General features: G+C 69.0%; 16 protein-coding genes. 5 read left to right on the top strand and 11 right to left on the bottom strand.

The features are described 5' to 3' along the window. Window positions 1-190 precede the first annotated feature (190 nt). From GPY60_RS02625 to GPY60_RS02615, 3 genes are all read left to right on the top strand, one after another. A complete protein-coding gene (locus GPY60_RS02625; protein WP_156686004.1) occupies window positions 191-1249 on the top strand; it encodes an NAD(P)H-dependent amine dehydrogenase family protein in 1059 nt (352 codons plus the stop codon). Between the two features lie 149 nt (window positions 1250-1398). Beyond that, the gene (locus GPY60_RS02620) at window positions 1399-1854 is read left to right on the top strand and encodes an MmpS family transport accessory protein (protein WP_231639235.1); all 456 of its coding nucleotides are present in this window, start codon (window positions 1399-1401) and stop codon (window positions 1852-1854) included. Further along, window positions 1851-4775, top strand: coding sequence for an MMPL/RND family transporter (locus tag GPY60_RS02615; protein WP_156686003.1), 2925 nt, complete (start codon window positions 1851-1853; stop codon window positions 4773-4775). Before GPY60_RS02620 ends, GPY60_RS02615 begins: the two co-directional genes overlap by 4 nt. Here GPY60_RS02615 and GPY60_RS02610 read toward each other — a convergent pair. From GPY60_RS02610 to GPY60_RS02565, 10 genes are all read right to left on the bottom strand, one after another. Next, window positions 4767-5594, bottom strand: coding sequence for a DegV family protein (locus GPY60_RS02610; RefSeq protein WP_156686002.1), 828 nt, complete (start codon window positions 5592-5594; stop codon window positions 4767-4769). The genes GPY60_RS02615 and GPY60_RS02610 overlap by 9 nt on opposite strands. Window positions 5595-5596: 2 nt before the next feature. Continuing rightward, complete coding sequence (gene octT / locus GPY60_RS02605; protein WP_156686001.1) at window positions 5597-6346, bottom strand: diglucosylglycerate octanoyltransferase; 750 nt, start codon at window positions 6344-6346, stop codon at window positions 5597-5599. Next, entirely contained in the window at window positions 6336-7010 is a 675-nt protein-coding gene (gene gpgP / locus GPY60_RS02600) for a glucosyl-3-phosphoglycerate phosphatase (RefSeq protein ID WP_156686000.1), read from the bottom strand. The genes octT and gpgP overlap by 11 nt, the downstream gene beginning before the upstream one ends. Beyond that, window positions 7007-7405 (bottom strand): ribosome silencing factor, encoded by a 399-nt coding sequence (gene rsfS / locus GPY60_RS02595; RefSeq protein ID WP_156685999.1) that lies wholly within the window; start codon window positions 7403-7405, stop codon window positions 7007-7009. Before rsfS ends, gpgP begins: the two co-directional genes overlap by 4 nt. Beyond that, window positions 7402-8058, bottom strand: a complete 657-nt coding sequence (gene nadD, locus GPY60_RS02590) for a nicotinate-nucleotide adenylyltransferase (protein ID WP_255457205.1) — start codon at window positions 8056-8058, stop codon at window positions 7402-7404. Before nadD ends, rsfS begins: the two co-directional genes overlap by 4 nt. 133 nt (window positions 8059-8191) lie before the next feature. Beyond that, a complete protein-coding gene (locus GPY60_RS02585) occupies window positions 8192-9640 on the bottom strand; it encodes a vWA domain-containing protein (RefSeq protein WP_156685997.1) in 1449 nt (482 codons plus the stop codon). Window positions 9641-9648: 8 nt separating this feature from the next. Continuing rightward, on the bottom strand, window positions 9649-10524 hold the full coding sequence (locus tag GPY60_RS02580; protein WP_156685996.1) for an AAA family ATPase: 876 nt from the start codon (window positions 10522-10524) through the stop codon (window positions 9649-9651). Window positions 10525-10551: 27 nt separating this feature from the next. Further along, on the bottom strand, window positions 10552-11823 hold the full coding sequence (locus GPY60_RS02575) for a glutamate-5-semialdehyde dehydrogenase (protein WP_156685995.1): 1272 nt from the start codon (window positions 11821-11823) through the stop codon (window positions 10552-10554). 57 nt (window positions 11824-11880) lie between these two features. After that, entirely contained in the window at window positions 11881-13287 is a 1407-nt protein-coding gene (locus GPY60_RS02570; protein ID WP_156685994.1) for a mechanosensitive ion channel domain-containing protein, read from the bottom strand. Continuing rightward, window positions 13284-15347, bottom strand: coding sequence for an adenylate/guanylate cyclase domain-containing protein (locus tag GPY60_RS02565; protein ID WP_231639251.1), 2064 nt, complete (start codon window positions 15345-15347; stop codon window positions 13284-13286). Before GPY60_RS02565 ends, GPY60_RS02570 begins: the two co-directional genes overlap by 4 nt. 322 nt (window positions 15348-15669) lie before the next feature. On the opposite strand from GPY60_RS02565, the gene GPY60_RS02560 reads away from it, so the two are divergent. Both GPY60_RS02560 and GPY60_RS02555 read left to right on the top strand, forming a co-directional pair. Then, window positions 15670-16533, top strand: coding sequence for a ribokinase (locus GPY60_RS02560; protein WP_255457202.1), 864 nt, complete (start codon window positions 15670-15672; stop codon window positions 16531-16533). A gap of 98 nt (window positions 16534-16631) precedes the next feature. Continuing rightward, window positions 16632-17717, top strand: coding sequence for a GGDEF domain-containing protein (locus GPY60_RS02555; RefSeq protein WP_156685992.1), 1086 nt, complete (start codon window positions 16632-16634; stop codon window positions 17715-17717). A 16-nt stretch (window positions 17718-17733) separates the two neighbouring features. Here GPY60_RS02555 and GPY60_RS02550 read toward each other — a convergent pair whose 3' ends face one another. Next, on the bottom strand, window positions 17734-18480 hold the full coding sequence (locus GPY60_RS02550; RefSeq protein WP_156685991.1) for a 3-oxoacyl-ACP reductase family protein: 747 nt from the start codon (window positions 18478-18480) through the stop codon (window positions 17734-17736). Window positions 18481-18579 lie beyond the last annotated feature (99 nt).

Raw genomic sequence — 18579 nt, 5'->3', positions numbered from 1 at the left:
GCGAGGCCTTCCTCCCGCGGCTCCGGGTGTATCGAGTGACAGCTACCGCGCGGACCATGGGGCGATTTCCGCAGCCATCGGTCGCTCCCGCACCTGCTTACCACCCCGCCGGATGCACATGCCCGCCTGCGAGCGCTTCCGAATACAGCGGCAATAATGACTCCCGTCGCACCGGCGCAAAGGAGCCCCGATGAGCACAACCAGCACCGACCGTCCGCTGCGTGTCATTCAGTGGACCACCGGCAACATAGGGCGGCGTTCGCTGCACGCCATCATCGGTCGACCCGACATGGAGTTGGTCGGGGTGTACGCGCACGGAGCCGCGAAGGTCGGCGTCGACGCGGCCGAACTGGCCGGCTGGCCGGAACCGACCGGCGTGCACGCGACCGATGACATCGACGCCCTGTTGGCGCTGAAGCCCGACGCGTGTTGCTATAACCCCTTGTGGCCGAACGTCGATGAGCTCGTGCGGCTGCTCGAGTCCGGGGTCAATGTGTGCTCCAGCGCGGCCTGGATCACCGGCGGCAAGCAGACGCTGCAGGACCGCCGGCGCATCCAGGACGCCTGCGAGCGCGGCGGTTCGACGATCTTCGGCAGCGGCGCGCACCCCGGGATGACGAACATGGTCGGAATGGTCCTGTCCGGCGCCTGCGAGCGCATCGACGAGATCCGGATCACCGAGTCGGTGGACTGCTCGACCTACGAGTCCGCGGAGACCCAGACCGCGATGGGCTTCTCCCAGGATCCCGATACCCCGGGGCTCGCCGAAAGCGTGCGGCGCGAGAGCGAGGTCTTCGCCGAGTCGGCCGCGATGATGGCCGACGCGATCGGCGCCAGCCTGGACCGGATGACCTTCGACGTGACCTTCACCGCGGCCACGGGCGACTCCGACCTGGGCTTCATGAAGATCCCCGCGGGGACCGTCGGCGGGGTCTACGGCTACCACCGCGGGTGGCGGGGCGATCGCAACGTGGTCAGCGTCGGGTTCAACTGGACGATGGGCAGCCACGTGGTGCCGCCCAAGCCGCTGGAGCACGGCCACGTCATCCAGGTCTTCGGGCTGCCCAACATGCGCACCGTGCTGCATTGCCTGCCGCCGAAGGACTGGACGGAGCCCGGGTTCATGGGGTTGGGAATGATTTACACCGCGATGCCGGTTACCAATGCCGTCCCGGCGGTGGTGGCTGCCCGGCCCGGGATCGTGACGCTGGCCGATCTCCCGCCGGTGACCGGCCGCGTCGCGCGCTAGAGGTATGGCGTTACCCACACCGGCGGCCCCCGGAGGAACGTTGACGTGCACTAAGGTTTAACATTCTTAGCCGAGCAAAGTTCTTCAGGCGACGAGAGTAGTCAGGCTGCGGCGGCGGCACCCGCAGCGGTGAGCGGAGGGCGGTCAGGGTGAGGGTCATTCCCAAGTCGGCGTCCATATCCGGCGCGTTCAAACGGGCGTGGATTCCGCTGCTCCTGGTGGTGGTGCTCGCCGTCTCGGCACTGGTGGTGAGCCGTTTGCACAAGGTCTTCGGCTCCCAGGACCTCAACGCCAACGCAGGCCGGGGAATCGAGATCGTGCAGTTCAATCCCAAGGTCGTCGTCTACGACGTCTCCGGCCCGCCCGGCACCGTCGCCAACATCAACTATTGGGACGAGAACGCGAACACCCACCAGGTCGACAACGCCCCACTGCCCTGGTCGGCGACGATCTCGACCACCCTGCCCTCGGTGAGCGCGAACATCATGGCGCAGGGCGACGGAAGCGCGATCAGTTGCAAGATCACCGTGGACGGCGTGGTCCGCGAACACCAAACGTCTGACGGCCACAACGCCCAGACCTTCTGCCTGGTGAAGTCCGCATGAGCGACTTCGAAGACACCGGCCCGATCAAGACCCGGCCCGACCGGCCACGCCCGCCCGAAAACGGCGGCCGCGCAACGATGGCCGACCGGGGCCACCGCCCGTACCTGCCCCACGCCATCCGCATCTTCGCGGTGCCGATCATCTTGATCTGGGTGTTCGTGACGGTGCTCGTCAACGTCATCGTCCCGACCCTCGAGAAGGTCGGCGAGGCGCACTCGGCGCCGATGACGCCCCTGGACGCGCCGTCGATGAAGGCGATGATGCGCATGGGGCACAACTTCCACGAGTTCGACTCCAACAGCACCGTGATGGTCGTTCTGGAGGGCCAGCAACCGCTCGGCCCCGACGCGCACGCTTACTACGACAAGCTGATTCGGCAACTGCGCCAGGACCCCAAGCACATTCAGCACATCCAGGACTTCTGGGGCGACCGGCTGACGGCGGCCGGGGCGCAGAGCGCCGACGCCAAGGGCGCCTACGTCCAGATCAACCTCGCGGGTAACCAGGGCACGACGCTGGCGAACGAGTCCGTCGACGCCGTTCGCAAGGTGATCGACGAGAACGAGGCGCCGCCGGGCGTGAAGGCCTACGTCACGGGTCCCGCCGCGCTGTCCGACGACATGCACCTCATCGGCAACGCCAGCCTGGCCAAGATCACGCTGTTCACCCTGGGCGCCATCGCGATCATGCTGCTGCTGGTCTACCGGTCCATCGTCACCACGCTGGTCCAGCTGTTCATGACGTTCGTGGCCCTGGCGTGCTCGCGCGGGGTCGTCGCGGTGTTGGCTTACCACAACGCATTCGGGCTCACCACGTTCGCGGCCAACATCCTGACCATGCTGGCGATCGCCGCGGGCACCGACTACGGCATATTCCTCGTCGGCCGCTACCAGGAGGCGCTGCGCGCCGGCGAAGACCGGGAAACGGCGTACTACACGACATTCAAGGGCGTGGCCCCCGTCGTCCTGGGCTCGGGTTTGACGATCGCCGGCGCCACCTACTGCCTGAGTTTCGCCCGGCTGCCCTGGTTCAACACCATGGGCGCGCCCGTGGCGATCGGCATGCTCGTCGTGGTAGCGGCCGGCCTCACGCTGGGCCCCGCCGTCATCTTCGTGGGCAGCCGCTTCCACCTCTTCGAGACCAAGCGCGCCTCGAGGCAGGGGCGGCTCTGGCGGCGCGTGGGCACCGCCGTGGTGCGTTGGCCCGCAGCCATTCTCGCGGTGAGCGCCGCCGTGGTACTCGTCGGCATGATCGCCCTGCCGACCTACGTCACGAGCTACAACGACCGCTACTACCTGCCCACCTCCGCCCCGTCCAACCAGGGACAGGAGGCCGCGAACCGGCACTTCTCGGAGGCGCGGATGAACCCGGACCTGCTGATGGTCGAATCCGACCACGACATGCGCAACACGGCCGACATGCTGGTGCTGGACCGGGTCGCGAAGAACGAGATGCGCACGCTCGGCATCGCCATGGTCCAGGACATCACCAGGCCGCTGGGAATTCCTATCCAGCACAGCTCGATCCCGTTCCAGAACAGCATCTCGAGCCAGACCACCATGCAGAACATGGGCTTCCTCAAGGAACGGATCGCCGACATCCTGAAAATGGCCGATGATCTGCAGACCCAGATCGACACCACGCAACGCCAGTACGAGGTGTCGCTGGACCTGTCCAACGCCGCCGATGACAGCGCGAAGACCACCGCGGTGACGTCGCAAATCACCGACAAGTTGCGCGACCACATCGCGGATTTCGATGACACCTTCCGGCCGATACGTAGCTACTTCTACTGGGAGAGGCACTGCTACGACATCCCCCTGTGCATCGGGATACGGTCCCTGTTCGACACGTTCGACGGGTTCGACCAACTCGCCGAGCAATTCCACTACCTGACGGCCGACATCGCGCACACCGCCAAGGCCACGCACGACCTCAATGCGCTTTTCCCCGTACTGATTTCGACGCTGAAGAACACCAGGGCCATCACGCTGACGCTCTACCAGACGTTCAAGGCGATGATCGACCAGATGGAGGCGATGAGCAACACCGCGATCGTCATGGGCCAGAGCTTCGATGCGTCGAAGAACGACGACTTCTTCTATCTGCCGCCGGAGGCCTTCGACAACCCCGACTTCCAGACCGGCCTGCGGATGTTCCTGTCGCCGGACGGGAAATCGGCGCGGTTCTTCATCACCCACCAGGGCGATCCGATGACACCGGAAGGCATTTCGCGAGTCGACGCCGAGCGCACGGCCGCGCAGGAGGCCCTCAAGCAGTCCTCCCTGTCCGACGCGAGGGTCTATCTCGGGGGCACCGCCGCCACCTTCCGGGACATGGCCGACGGCGAGAAATACGACCTCATGATCGCCGTGGTGTCGGCCCTGACGCTGATCTTCATGATCATGTTGCTGCTGACCCGCAGCGTGGTCGCCGCGCTGGTGATCGTGGGCACTGCGGCGAGCTCGATCGCGGCGTCGTTCGGGCTGTCCGTGCTGATTTGGCAGGACCTGTTCGGCATCAAGATCCACTGGATCGTGGCCGCGCTGTCGGTCATCATTTTGCTGGCGGTCGGCTCCGACTACAACCTGCTGCTGGTGTCCCGGTTCCGGGAAGAGATCCACGCCGGGCTCAAGACGGGCATCATCCGGTCGATGGCCGGCACCGGCGGGGTGGTGACGGCGGCGGGCTTGGTGTTCGCGTTCACGATGGCGTCCATGCTCGGCAGCGACCTGCGCGTGCTCGGCCAGTTCGGGTCGACCGTGTGCATCGGTCTGCTGCTCGACACCCTGATCGTGCGAACGTTGTTGATGCCGTCCATCGCCGTCCTGCTGGGCCGCTGGTTCTGGTGGCCGCAGGTGGTGCACCCGCGCGGCGACAACGCTCTGCCGGCGCGGCGCGCCGCGGCGGCGTCAGGGTAGCTGCAGGCACACCGCGACGGCTCCGGGCCCGACGTGCAGCGCGAGCACGGGTCCCAGCTCCGTGACGATCGCCGGCTCGCAGGCCGGTAACCGCCGCGCGAGGGCGGCGGCCACGTCCTTCGCGCCGTCGGGGTTGGCGACGTGGTGCACCGCCAACGCCGCCGGCCCCTCCCCGACGACCTCGCAGACGCGGTCGACCATCGTCTCGGTCGCGTGGGTCGCGGTCCGGACCCGTTGCGCCAGAACGAGTTTGCCGTCGTCGATGCGCAGCAGCGGCTTGAGCGACAGCGCCGTGCCCAGCCAGGCCTTGGCGCCGCCGATCCGCCCGCTGCGCCGCAGGTTCTCCAGGCGATGCACCACCACGAACGCGTGGGTGCGGGGCACGGCGGACCGCGCGGCATCCGCGACGGCCTCGAGGTCGCCGCCGCCGGCGGCGTCCCGCGCGGCGGCGAGCGCTACGAACCCGATGCCCATCGCGGCCGACCTGGAGTCGACCACGCGGATGTGCGGGTCGAGGTCCGCGGCGGTGCGTTCCGCCGCCCCGCAGGTGCCCGACAACGCCGAGGAGATGTGCACCGCCACCACACCGTCGCCGCCGCTCTCGGCCAGCGCCTGCTGATAGACGTTGGCCAGCTCGGCGGGAGTGGCCGCCGCGGTGGTGGCGTGCTGGGAGTAGATGTCCTCGGGGATGTCGTCGACGCCGTCGCGCAGGTCGCGGCCGTCGAGCAGGATGTGCAGCGGAACGACTCGTATCGCCCACTTTTCGAGGAGGTCGGCGGGTAGGCGCGCGGACGCATCGGTCACGACGACGACGGGCATGATCAGCCGCGCGGTTTCTCGTTGCCCACTTCGGCCTTCTGTAAGGCCTCGGCCAGCGCCTTGAGCATCAGCTCGGCGACCGCGCGGTGGGCCTCGAAGTTCCAGTGGATGCCGTCGGGATTGCCTCGCCCGCTCAGGATCTCGTCGGCCACGGCGGCTTCGAGGTCGACCAGCGGAACGTCGTGGCGCTCGGCCCATTCCGCGATCGCGGCCGCGGTGCCCGGGCGGCCGTGGTGCGCTTTGCCATAGGTCTCGGCGACGTGCACCGACGGCAGTGACGCCACGATGGGGATCCCGGGGCGGTTGAAATCGATTGCTCCCCTTGTCTGTTCCAGGTATTCGGCACTCAGGTGCGGCGGCAGGGCGGAACGGGCCACCGGGGACAGCCGCGGCTGCAGCCAGCCGTAGCCGTCGCGGATCCAGCGGCGCAGCCAGGGTGGCCGCACGTAGCGGATCAGCTCACGCACTGCAGTCGGCAGCACCGAGGGCAGCGAGTCCATCCCGCCCGTCGCGAAGATCACCGCACCCGCCCGGGGCAGCGCTGCCCAGGCCCGCGGGTCCTGCGTCGCCGCCCACCAGATGTCCCGGCACGTCCAGCCGATGCGCCCGATCAACTCGACATCCCAGCCAAGTTGTGCCGCAACGAGATTCGGCCAGATCCGCGGATCGTCGGCGGGCAACCCGCCCTCGGGCCCGTAATAGGCCAGCGAGTCGGCGAACACGAGCAGGGTCGGGCGGCCGTCAGAGGACATCGCCGGACACCTGCGCCGAGGCGTTCCACACGTCGAGGCGCCACCGGATGCCCTCGAAATCGCCGCCGCCCTCGTGGGAATGGCCGGACAGCTGGACCCAGCTGGCGTTGCCCAGGCCGCCCAGCACCGGCCAGTTGTCGACGGGCAGCTTCAACAGGGCGGCCGACAGCGCCGCGATGAGGCCGCCGTGGGCCACCAGCACCACCGGCCGATCGGGATGGTTGGGGTGGCCCCACTCGGCGTCGCGGGAAACCAGCTCGGAGATCAGGGGCAGGCTGCGGGCGGCGACGTCGACCCGGCTCTCCCCGCCGTGGGGCGCCCACCTCGCGTCGTCCCGCCAGGCGAGGCGCGCGCCGGGCGCCTCGCCGTCGATGTCCGCGTGGGTCAGGCCTTGCCAGTCGCCGAGGTGCGTTTCGCGCAGCCGGTCGTCCACCCAGACCTTCAGGCCGGTCCGCTCCCCCAGCTTGATCGCCGTGTCGTAGGCCCGCCGCAGGTCCGACGACACGATCAACAACGGCTGCAGCTTGCCCAGCGCCTCGGCCGCGGCGACTGCCTGGGCGCGGCCTAGCTCGCTGAGCTCCGTGTCGAGCTGGCCCTGCATGCGGCTGCCGAGGTTGAAGTCGGTCTGCCCATGCCGCAGCATGACCAGCCGGCGCACCCTCACGGCGCGGCCCGGGTGTCGTCGCTGTCGTCGCTGTCGCCGCTGAGGTCCACCGGCACCACCGGGCAGTCGCTCCACAGCCGGTCCAGCGCGTAGAAGTTGCGGTCGTCCTGGTGCTGAACGTGCACGACGATGTCGCGGTAGTCCAGGAGGGTCCAGCGGCCCTCCCGGGCGCCCTCGCGGCGGGCCGGCTTGTAGCCCGCCTTGCGCATCTTCTCCTCGACCTCGTCGACGATCGCGTTGACCTGGCGCTCGTTGGACGCCGAGGCGATGACGAAGCAGTCGGTGATCACCAGCTGGCCCGACACGTCGATGACGACGACGTCGTCGGCCAGCTTGGCGGCGGCCGCGTTCGCGGCCACGGTGGCCATGTCGATGGCCTCCTGGGTGGCCGTCATGGCGTGTTCCCGCTGGCCAGCTTCGGGTGGGTGATGTCCCGCGCGGATTCGCCGCCGGGGCGGTACAACCGGCGCTTGGAGACGTACTGCACGACGCCGTCGGGCATCAGGTACCACAGCGGCCGGTCCTCCTCGGCGCGGCGGCGGCAATCGGTGGACGAGATCGCCAGCGCGGGGATCTCGACCAGCGTGAGCACGTCGTCGGGCAGCTCTCCCAGCACGCCGGTGATGTGCTCGCGCCGCAGCTCGTAGCCGGGGCGGCTCACGCCGACGAAGTGCGCCAGTGAGAACAGCTCCTCCCAGCCCTGCCACGACAGGATGGAGGCCAGCGCGTCGGCGCCGGTGATGAAGTACAGCTGCGACCCGGGATTCAGCGCGTGCAGGTCGCGCAGCGTGTCACGGGTATAGGTGGGTCCGGCGCGGTCGATGTCCACGCGGCTCACCGAGAACCGCGGATTGGACGCGGTGGCGATCACCGTCATCAGGTACCGGTCCTCGGCGGCCGACACGCGCCGCGCCTTCTGCCAGGGCTGACCGCTGGGCACGAACACCACCTCGTCCAGGTCGAACAGGTCGGCGACCTCGCTGCCGGCGACCAGGTGGCCGTAATGGATGGGATCGAACGTCCCACCCATCACTCCGAGCCTGCGCAGGTGCTTTTGCACGATTTGCCAGCTTACTTGAGCGGATCGGCACGCCCGATTCCCCAGCGTGCGCGTGGGCGAGCGTGCACGTTTGTACGGTGATCGCGGCGTGTCGGCGTGCAGACACGCACGCTCGCCGGACTCAGACCGGCAACAGTTGGTCGATCACCGCCGCCAGCTGCTTGGCGGACCGGCATTCGTGCATCGTGATGACTTCGGAGTAGCGCGGCACCGCCGAGTCGCCGCTGCCCCACAGATGCTTCGGCTCGGGATTCAGCCAGTGCGCGTGCCGGCTCGCGGTAACCATGTGGGTGAGCAGCTCGGTCTCGGGGTTGCGGTAGTTGGTGCGCCCGTCGCCGAGCACCAGCAGCGAGCTGCGCGGCGACAGCACGTTCGGGAAGTTCTGCACGAAGGACGCGAACGCGTTGCCGTAGTCCGAGTGCCCGTCGCGGCTGTACACCCCGGCCTCCCGCGTGATCCGCTGGATGGCCACGGCCAGGTCGGCCTCCGGCCCGAACATGTGGGTGACCTCGTCGGTGGTGTCGATGAAGGCGAACACCCGCACGCGCGAAAACTGTTGGCGCAGCGCGTGCACCAGCAACAGGGTGAAGTGGCTGAACCCGGCGACCGACCCCGACACGTCGCACAGCACCACCAGTTCGGGGCGCGCCGGGCGGGGCTTGGCCAGCACCACGTCGATCGGCACGCCGCCGGTGGACATCGACTTGCGAAGCGTCTTGCGCAGGTCGATGGTCCCGGCCCGGGCGCGCCGCCGGCGGCCGCCCAGCCGGGTCGCCAGCGTGCGGGCCAGCGGGGCCACGACCCGGCGCATCTGGCGCAGCTGGTCGCCGGACGCGCGCAGGAACTCGACGTTCTCCGACAGTTGCGGGATGCCGTACATCTGGACGTGGTCGCGGCCCAGCTGCTCGGCGGTGCGCCGCTTGGTCTCGGAGTCGACGAGCTTGCGCAGCTGCGAGATGCGCTGCGCGGCAAGGGCCTTGGCGATCTGCTCCTGGCTCGGCGTGGGTTCGTCGCCGTACGGCGCGAGCAGGCCGGCCAACAGCTTGCCCTCCAGCTCGTCCAGCGCCATCGCCTTGAGCGCCTGGTACGACGAGAACGACGGGCCCCGGCTGGAGCTGTACTTGCCGTAGGCCTCCACGATCCGCGCGATCATGGCGACCAGGCGCTCGTCCATCTCCGCGAGGTCGGGGTTCTCGGTGAGCAGGTCCAGCAGCATCTGGCGCATCGCCTCGATGTCCTCGGGCGGCAGCGAGCCGTCACCCTCCTCGTCCCCGGCCTCCTCGTCGAGCACCACCGCACGGGCGCCCAGCGCGGCGGGGAACCACAGGTCGAACATGGCGTCGTAGGTCTCGCGGTGGTCGGCACGGCGCAGCACGGCGCACGCGATGCCCTCGCGCAGCACCTCGCGGTCGCCCAGCCCCAGGGTGGCCATCACCCGGCCGGCGTCCACGGTCTCCGACGGGCCCACCGAAATGCCCGCGCCGCGAAGCGCTTCCACGAACCCCACCAGGTGGCCGGGCAGCCCGTGCGGGGCCAGGGGGCGGCTGGGTCGGATGCGGCGGGCGGCCATGGCGAGCCCTAGTTCAGCCGGAGCTCGCCGATGGCGCGCTGCTGGTCGGATTGGTGTTTGAGGACCACGCCGAGAGTGGCGGCGACGACCGCGTCGTCGATCGTGTCCATGCCCAGCGCGAGCAGGGTGCGGCCCCAGTCGATCGTCTCGGCGACCGACGGGAGTTTCTTGAGCTGCATCCCGCGCAGCACGCCGATGATCCGCACGAGCTCCTCGGCCAGGTGGCCGGGCAGCTCGGGCACGCGGGACAACAGGATGCGGCGCTCGAGGTCCGGGCTCGGGAAGTCGATGTGCAGGAACAGGCAGCGACGCTTGAGCGCCTCGGACAGCTCGCGGGTGGCGTTGGAGGTCAGCACGACGAACGGCGGCCGCTCGGCGGTGAGCGTACCGAGCTCGGGAACGGTCACTGCGAAGTCGGACAGCACCTCGAGCAGCAGGCCCTCGATCTCGATGTCCGCCTTGTCCGTTTCGTCGATCAACAGGACCGTGGGCTCGGTGCGCCGGATGGCGGTGAGCAGTGGGCGCTGCAGCAGGAACTCCTCGCTGAAGACGTCCATCTTGGTGGCGTCCCAGTCGCCGGATCCCGCCTGGATGCGCAAGATCTGCTTGGCGTGGTTCCACTCGTACAGGGCGCGCGCCTCGTCGACGCCCTCGTAGCACTGCAGCCGGACCAGGCCGGAGTCCGTGGCCTGGGCGACGGCCCGGGCGAGCTCGGTCTTGCCGACCCCGGCGGGGCCCTCGACCAGCAGCGGCTTGCCCAGCCGGTCGGCCAGGAACACCGCGGTCGCGGTCGCGGTGTCCGGCAGGTAGCCGGTTTCGGCCAGCCGCCGCGACACGTCGTCGATGTCGGCGAACAACGGCCTGGGCTTTGCGGGCACGCTCACGATTTCAGTTTCTCCTCAGAGCTCTTCTCATGCCGGGCGGATCTGCCCGTCTCCCCACGCGATCCATTTGGTAGAGGTCAGTTCCGGCAGCCCCATCGGGCCGCGGGCGTGCAGCTTCTGGGTGGAGATGCCGATTTCGGCGCCGAACCCGAACTGCTCGCCGTCGGTGAACGCCGTCGAGGCGTTGATCATCACCGCCGCGGAGTCGACACCGTCCGAGAACCGTTGCGCCGCAGCCATGTTCGTGGTCACGATGGCCTCGGTGTGCCCGGTGCCGTACTCGTTGACATGGGCGATCGCGGCGTCGACACCGTCGACCACCGCCAGCGCGATGTCCAGGGACAGATATTCGCGGCGCAGGTCGTCCTCGCCCGGGTCGAGGTGCACGGTCACGCCGGCGTCCTGCAGGGCGGCCACCAGGCGGGGCACCGCCTCGTCGGCGATCGCCGCGTCGACCAGCAGGGTCTCGGCGGCGTTGCAGACGCTGGGCCGGCGCGTCTTGGAGTTCAGCACGATGCGTTCGGCCATGTCGAGGTCGGCGCCCTCGTGGACATAGACGTGGCAGTTGCCGACGCCGGTCTCGATGGTGGGCACCTGGGCGTCGCGGACCACCGCGTTGATCAGGCTGGCGCCGCCGCGCGGGATCACCACGTCGACCAGGCCGCGGGCCTGGATGAGGTGCGTCACCGTGGAGCGGTCGGCCGAGGAGAGCAGTTGGACGGAGTCGGCGGGCAGGTCCTCGCTGACCAGTGCGGCGCGCAGCACCTGCACCAGCGCCGAGTTGGACCGCGCCGCCGACGAGCTGCCCCGCAGGAGCACGGCATTGCCGGACTTGAGCGACAGCCCGAAGGCGTCGACGGTGACGTTGGGCCGGCCCTCGTAGATCATGCCGATCACGCCGAGCGGCACCCGCTGCTGACGCAGCTGCAGGCCGTTGGGCAGGGTGTAGCCGCGCAGCACCTCGCCGACCGGGTCGGGCAGCCCGGCGACCTGCCGCAGGCCGGCGGCGATGTCGTCGACGCGCTTGGCGTCCAGCGCGAGCCGGTCGAGCATGGCCACCGGCGTGCCGGCTGCCCGGGCGGCGTCCAGGTCCTCGGCGTTGGCGGCGAGGATCAGCGCGACGTTGCCGGCTACCGCGTCCGCGGCGGAGCGCAGCGCCTGATCCTTCGCGACCGTCGGCAGCAGGGCCAGCGCGCGCGACGCGACGCGGGCGCGGCGCGCGGCGTCGTGGACCTCGCGGCGCAGATCGGACTCGGGCTGATGGGTCGCGCCGCTGCGAGACGGTGCTTGCACACTCATTTATCCAGGGTAACGGGCGTTATCCGGCCCGGTCAGGCTGCCCCTCGCACCCGCGGCTCAGCCGACCCGCTCACCGCGCCCGAGCCGACGCACCATGGTGCGGCGCTCCTCGAGGATGCGGCCAAAGTTCTGCAGCAGCAACGGCTCCCGCATGACCAGGGGCTCCAGGTGCTCCCGGTCGATCACCAGGGCCGTCACCTCCTCCAGCGCGTAGGCGCTCGCCAGGTTCGGCTGCCGGGTCAACGCGGTCAGGCCCAGGAAGGAGCCCTCGGCCAGGGTGCTGATGGGCACGACGGACCCGTCGTCGTCAGTGGCCGCCAGCTGCACCCGGCCGCGGACCAGGAACGTCATGCCGGGAGGCACCTGACCGGAGTACTCGACCACCTCGTCGGCGCCGTACCGGACCAGCTTCGCGCGCGAATACAGCGACCGCTCCTCGTCGGCGCTGAGCCGCAGGGCGGGCGCCACGACGGTGCGCAGCGCCTGCTCCACCCGCTCGGGCGTCGTGTAATCGTCGTCGATGCCGTCGAGGTGCAGTTCTTCGCGGCGGGCGGCGTACCAGACCCAGCGCAGAAAGGTCGATCGCGCGGCCCCGTCGTCGGCGGGCGAGTTGAGCCCGATGCTGGTGCGGTATTCGCCGCCGCCGACGGGAACCGATCGCGGCACGCTGTCGAACCTGAGCTGGGGGAGGCCGGCGGCGACGCGCGAGAGCATCGCGCACACCCGGTCGGGCGGGTCGGAGGGGGAAAAGGTGGTCGTCATGCCCAGCTTGTAGACGCCGGGCGGACGGCTGAGATTGGTGAACGCCGTCGTGGCCAGCATCGAGTTCGGCATGACCCGCATCCCGCTGCCGGTGTCGATGTGCACGGAGCGCCAGTTCACCTCGACGACGCGGCCCCGGGCCGTCGAGGTGTCCAGCCAGTCGTCGATCCGGAACGGCTGCTCGAACAGCATGAACAGGCCCGAGACGATCTGGCCGACCGAGTTCTGCAGCATCAGGCCGATGACGACCGACGTGATGCCCAGCGCGGTGAACACGCCCCCCACGCGAACGCCCCAGATGTAGGACAGCATGATGGCCAGCCCCACGCCGATCAGGGCGAAGCGGCCGACGTCGAGGAAGATGGTGGGCAGCCGCTTGCGCCAGCTGTCCTCGGGCGCGGATTCGAACACCGTGGCATTGAGACCCGAGAGCAGCGCAAACAGCACCAGGACGCCGAACACCGTGGTGAGCATCCGCACGGGCACGTCGCGGGCCGGTACCTGCGAGGCCTTGACGAGCAGGAGCAGGAGCGCACCCAGCGGTAGCAGGTAGTTGCGCAGCAGGCCCACCTGCCGGGCCAGCCGGCTGCCCCTGCGAACGAGCACGCTGTGCAGTTCGGTGAGCAGGATCAGGCTGAGGGGGAATCCGACCGCCACCCCGATCGCCCAGTAGAACCAGGGGGCGTCCCACGCGTGGGTCACCGCTCCACCAGCCGGTAGATCGCCTGTTCGCTGCCGCCCACCGAAATCGTTCCCGCCCGCGCGAACTGGCGCACGTCGCGCAGCGCCTCGTACACCTGCGCGCTGACGTAGATGCCGGGTTGCGCCGCGCCGCTTTGCATCTGGAAGGCCAGGCTCACCGCGCCACCCCACATGTCGTAGGCCAGGCCCGATCGGCCCACCAGCCCGCTGACGACGTTGCCGGTGTTCACCCCGACCCGCAGACCGAGCTGGTGACCGGTCTGGCGGTTCACCCGGTCGATGATGTGGCGCATCTCGAGGGCGAAGTCGACGCTTCGGTGGGTGCTGTCGAGCCTCGGCGTGACGACCCCGCAGCTGGCGAGGTAGGCGTTGTGGAAGGTGCGGATCCGTTCGACGCCAAGCGATTCCGCAGCCGAGTCGAACTGCCGGAAGATGTCGTCGACCATTCCCACCAACTCGTCGCCCGGCAGCTCGTTGGAGATCTCGTCGAGGCCGACGATGTCGGCGAAGATGATCGTGACGTCCTGGTGCTTCTGCGCGATGGTCTCCTCGCCGCCGCGGTACCGCTGCACCACCGACTCGGGCATCAACGCCAACAGCAGCCGCTCGTTCTCCCGGCGCTGCTCGTTGAGCAGCTCGTCCTTGATCGCCAGGTTGCGGCTCATCTCATTGAATGCCGCTGTCAGGTCGCCGATCTCGTCACGCGAGCGCACCGGGATGTTGACCTCGTAATCACCCGAGCTGATCTTGCGCGTGCCGGCCTCGAGGCGCCGGATCGGCCGCATCGCCAACTGCGCGACGATCATCGACACCACGCAGATCGCAAAGATCATGGCCGTCACCGCGATCGCGAGCGTCTTGCTGAAGCGACTCAGCCGGGCGAAGGCATCCGAGTCGTCGCGCGTCGCGAGGATCGACCAGTGCAGGTCCGAATTAGCCACGTTCAGTGGCGCATACGCTTCGAGCTCCCTGTTGCCCGTGTAGTCCGTGCCGGTGACGACCCCCGTCTCGCCTCGCTGGGCCGCACGCAGACCGGCGCTCGGGACCGGCTGCACCAGCGTCGTGCCGCCCAGCCGGATCGCGCGGTCGACGATGTCGGGCGGGGTGCCGGCGTCGATCGCCTCGCGCCGGTATTCCTGCGGGTTCTCGATGAATTCCCGTGAATCCGACCGCATCAGGGTGTCCGAACCCGCCAGGTAGGTCTCGGTCGCGGCGCCCATGCCCGCGGCTTTCCAGTGTTTGTCGGCGGTCATGATCTTGTTGATCTTCGCGGCCGGCACGGGCAGGGCCATGACGCCGTCGATCTTGCCGTTCTGTCCGACCGGGGAGACCACCCACGCGGTCGGGGCGTTGAGGTGTGGCTGATAGAACTGGAAGTCGGTAATCCAGACGAAGTCAGTGTCGTTGGAGCGCAGGGCTTTCTGATACGCGTCCCGCAGATTCGACTCGCGGTACGGCCCGGTGAGGATGTTGGTACCGAAGTCGACGCCCCGCTTCACGCTGTAGACGACGTTGCCCTGCAGGTCGAGCAGCAGCGCGTCCTGGTAGTTGAACCGGGTGACGATGTCGCGAAGGACGAAGTCGTAGCGGGCATTCGCCGCCGACCATGCGCCGCCGGCGGCATCCTGGGGAGTGAACTCGGTTGGCGGAGAAGAAGTGACGGTGTAGTTGGCCTGGAGATATTTCTGCGCATTGGAGGTCGGCAGAACAGCGTTGAGGTCGACCGCATCACCTGTCGCCTGTTTGATCGGCTTGATCATGTTGTTCTCGTAGTAGTCCACGAGCGCCTGCTGCTGTGCCGGAGTGATCGTCGCGTTGTTCAGTTGAGTGAAGCTCGCCGAGAGCGCCGCGGTGGCCTCGACGACGGTGTACGACTCGCTGTAGATGATCAGCGAATTCGTCACCTCCCGAAACAGCGCCTCCACCGCCCGCTTCTGTGACTCCCGCAGTTCGATGAGCCGCTCGGACTCGACCTCACGCAGCGCGGTGCGCCCGGACAGGGCGCCGATGAGGCCGATCACCGCGACACCGAGGATGCTCGACAGCAGCAGCGCGACCATGATCTTGGATTGGATGCCGAATCGGATGCGGGGCCAGGACAGCACGCGCCGCCGGCCTTTCTTCGCCGTCGGCGCCGGGGCGGCTTCCGGTGATCGTTCGGCGGCGGTTTCCGCGGGCCTTTCGGGGGCCGGTTCGGCGGCTTTGACGTCGGTCGCTGTCAATCGCCTTCCCGCCTTTCTTCGCAAAAGAATCGGCATCGCTAACGGAGCACACTAGCGCGCCGACCTCACAAAAAGGGGGATTGCCGCAAAGCGGCCGGACCGAGGGTGGTACCGCGTTGCGGCGGGCGCGGTTAACGTTGGCCCGAAGGCGCGGGTCTGCGTGGTCGGCAGCGTGAACATGGACATGACCTTCGCCGTCGATGCCATTCCGCGCCCCGGTCAGACCGTGCTGGCCTCCTCGTTGAGCTACGCGCCCGGCGGCAAGGGCGGCAACCAGGCGGTGGCGGCGGCCCGCGCGGGGGCGCACGTCGAATTCGCCGGCGCGGTCGGTGACGACGTCGTCGCCGAACGGCTGCGAGCCCACCTGCGGGCCAACGGCGTTGGGCTGCGCGGGACCGTGTCGGTGTCCGGACCGAGCGGAGCGGCGGTGATCGTGGTGGACGCCCGCGGCGAGAACACCATCGTGGTGTCGCCGGGAGCCAACGGGCGGTTCTCGGCGGAATCGGCCGCCGTGCGCGCGGCCGTGACCGACTGCGACGTGTTGTTGACGCAGTTGGAGATTCCGGTGGCGACGGCGTTGGCGGCGGCGCGGGCCGCGCGGTCGGCCGGAGCGGTCGTCATGACGAACGCCTCACCGGCGAGTCGGGACGACTCGCTGGCCGATTTGGCGGCGCTGTCCGACGTGGTGATCGCGAACGAGGCCGAGGCCGACGAATGGCCCTGGAGGCCAGCCCATTTCGTGGTGACCCGAGGCGCGCGGGGCGCCCGCTACGCCGGGCCCGACGGCGAGTTCACCGTGCCCGCTCCGTCGGTCGACGCGGTCGACACGACCGGCGCCGGTGACGTGTTCGCGGGCGTGCTCGCGGCGAATTGGCCGGCCGACCCCGGGTCGCCCGGGGAGCGGCTGCGGGCACTGCGGCGGGCATGCGCCGCGGGCGCGCTCGCAACGCGGGTGCGTGGCGCGGGTGACTGTGCGCCCGACGCGCAGGCGATCGAGGCGGCGGCGGCGACGCTCGGCGGGTGACGCACCCGCGGTTTCGAGCGCCGCCAAGCCGGATTGCCGTATGATGCGTCCACTGCCTTGACGGCAGCGGGGGTGTGCCGGTCTCGCATGGAGGTGCCATGGACGCCCAGCTCGTCACACGAGCGCCCGCGCCCTCCCCTGCGTTCACCCCCGCCGATTACCTGCATGGCATGGAGCGCCTGGTGCAGGCCGTCCAGGAGCTGTCCCTGGCCCGCAGTCTCCGGGACATCCAGCGCATCGTCCGCACGGCGGCGCGCGAGCTCACCGGGTGCGACGGCGCCACGCTGGTGCTCCGCGACAAGGACGAGTGCTATTACGCCGACGAAGACGCGATCGCCCCGCTGTGGAAGGGCAGCCGATTCCCCATCGAGGCGTGCATCAGCGGCTGGGCGATGCTCAACCGTGAGGCGGCGGTGATCCCGGACATCTACCGAGACCCGCGCATCCCACACGCGATCTACCGCCCCACGTTCGTCAAGAGCCTGGTGATGGTCCCGATCCGCAGGCTGGAGCCCGTCGGAGCGATCGGCAACTACTGGGCATCCGCGCATCAACCGTCCGAGCGCGAGGTCTCGCTGCTACAGGCGCTGGCCGATTCCACGTCGGTCGCCATCGAGCACGTTCGCGTGTACGCCGAACTCGAGCAGCGGGTGCGCGATCGGACCGCCGCCCTCGAGAAGGCCAACGACGAAATCCGCCAGCTCTCCGTCACCGACGAACTGACCGGACTCAACAACCGCCGCGGCTTCTACCTGCACGCCGGGCAAGCGCTGCGGGCCGCGCGCAGGCAGGGCGGCGACCTGGTACTCGCCTACCTCGACGTCGACGGCCTCAAACACGTCAACGACGAGCACGGGCACGACGTCGGCGACCTGCTGCTCGCCGACGTCGCCGCGGTACTGAGGGGGACCCTGCGCGACTCCGACATCCTCGCCCGCATCGGGGGTGACGAGTTCTGCGTGCTGGTCATCGGCAACGATCCGGTGTCGCTGAAAAGGCGGCTCGTCGAGGCGTTCCGGTGTGTCAATGCGGCGGGCGACCGGCCGTACCGGCTTTCCGCCAGCATTGGCATCGTGCAGGCGCATTCCACGGACTCCACCACGGTCGACGAATTGCTCGCCCGCGCGGACGCGCAGATGTACCAGGAGAAGAAGGCCCGGCCGACTGCCCGGCCGACGGATTGATCTTTTTCAGTAGTCGTCAGACGGTGTATCCGCCGTCGACGTTCCAGTTCGCTCCCGTCACGAACCCCGACTCGGGCCCGGCCAGGAAACTCACCACGGCGGCGGTGTCATTGGTGTTTCCGTAGTGGTCCAGCGCCATGACTTCCCGCATGGCGTCGGCAAACTCGCCCGAGGCGGGATTCATGTCGGTGTCGATCGGGCCGGGCTGCACATTATTCACGGTGATCCCGCGCGGCCCGAGCTCGCGGGCCAGACCACGGGTCAGCGATGCGACCGCGCCCTTCGTCATCGCGTATACGGCCAAGCCGGCCACCGGGACGCGGTCGGCGTTGATGCTGCCGATGTTGATGATCCGCGAGCCCTCGCCGAGGTGACCGACCGCGCTGCGGATCGCCGAGTAGACGCCGCCGATGTTGATCGCTATCAATCGGTCGAACTGCTCCCGCGGGAATTCGTCGATCGGCGCGATGTACGCGGTCCCGGCGTTGTTGACCAAGATGTCCAAGCCGCCGAGTGCGGCGACGGCCCGCTCCACCGCGGCACTCACCTGTTCCGGATCGGCGCTATCGGCCTGGATGGCGACCGCCTTGCCCGACCCGGCGGTCACCTCGGCGACCAGTTTGTCGGCGTCGGCGGCCGATGACGCGTAGGTGAATGCCACCGCGGCGCCGTCGGCGGCGAGGCGGCGCACGATTCCCGCACCGATTCCTCGCGAACCTCCGGTGACCAGCGCTCGGCGTCCGGCTAGGGGTGCTGGGCTCATGTCGACTGCCTCCCGACGTGGTTCAGATCCGATTGGTGTGACCACGACAAGGCCGTTGCCGAACGGGAGATTCCCGATGTGACCGCAATCACGAAGCCC

Source organism: Mycobacterium sp. Marseille-P9652 (assembly GCF_902652685.1).
In the GTDB taxonomy this organism is placed as follows: Bacteria; Actinomycetota; Actinomycetes; order Mycobacteriales; family Mycobacteriaceae; genus Mycobacterium.
This window is presented reverse-complemented; position numbering and strand designations above follow the sequence as displayed.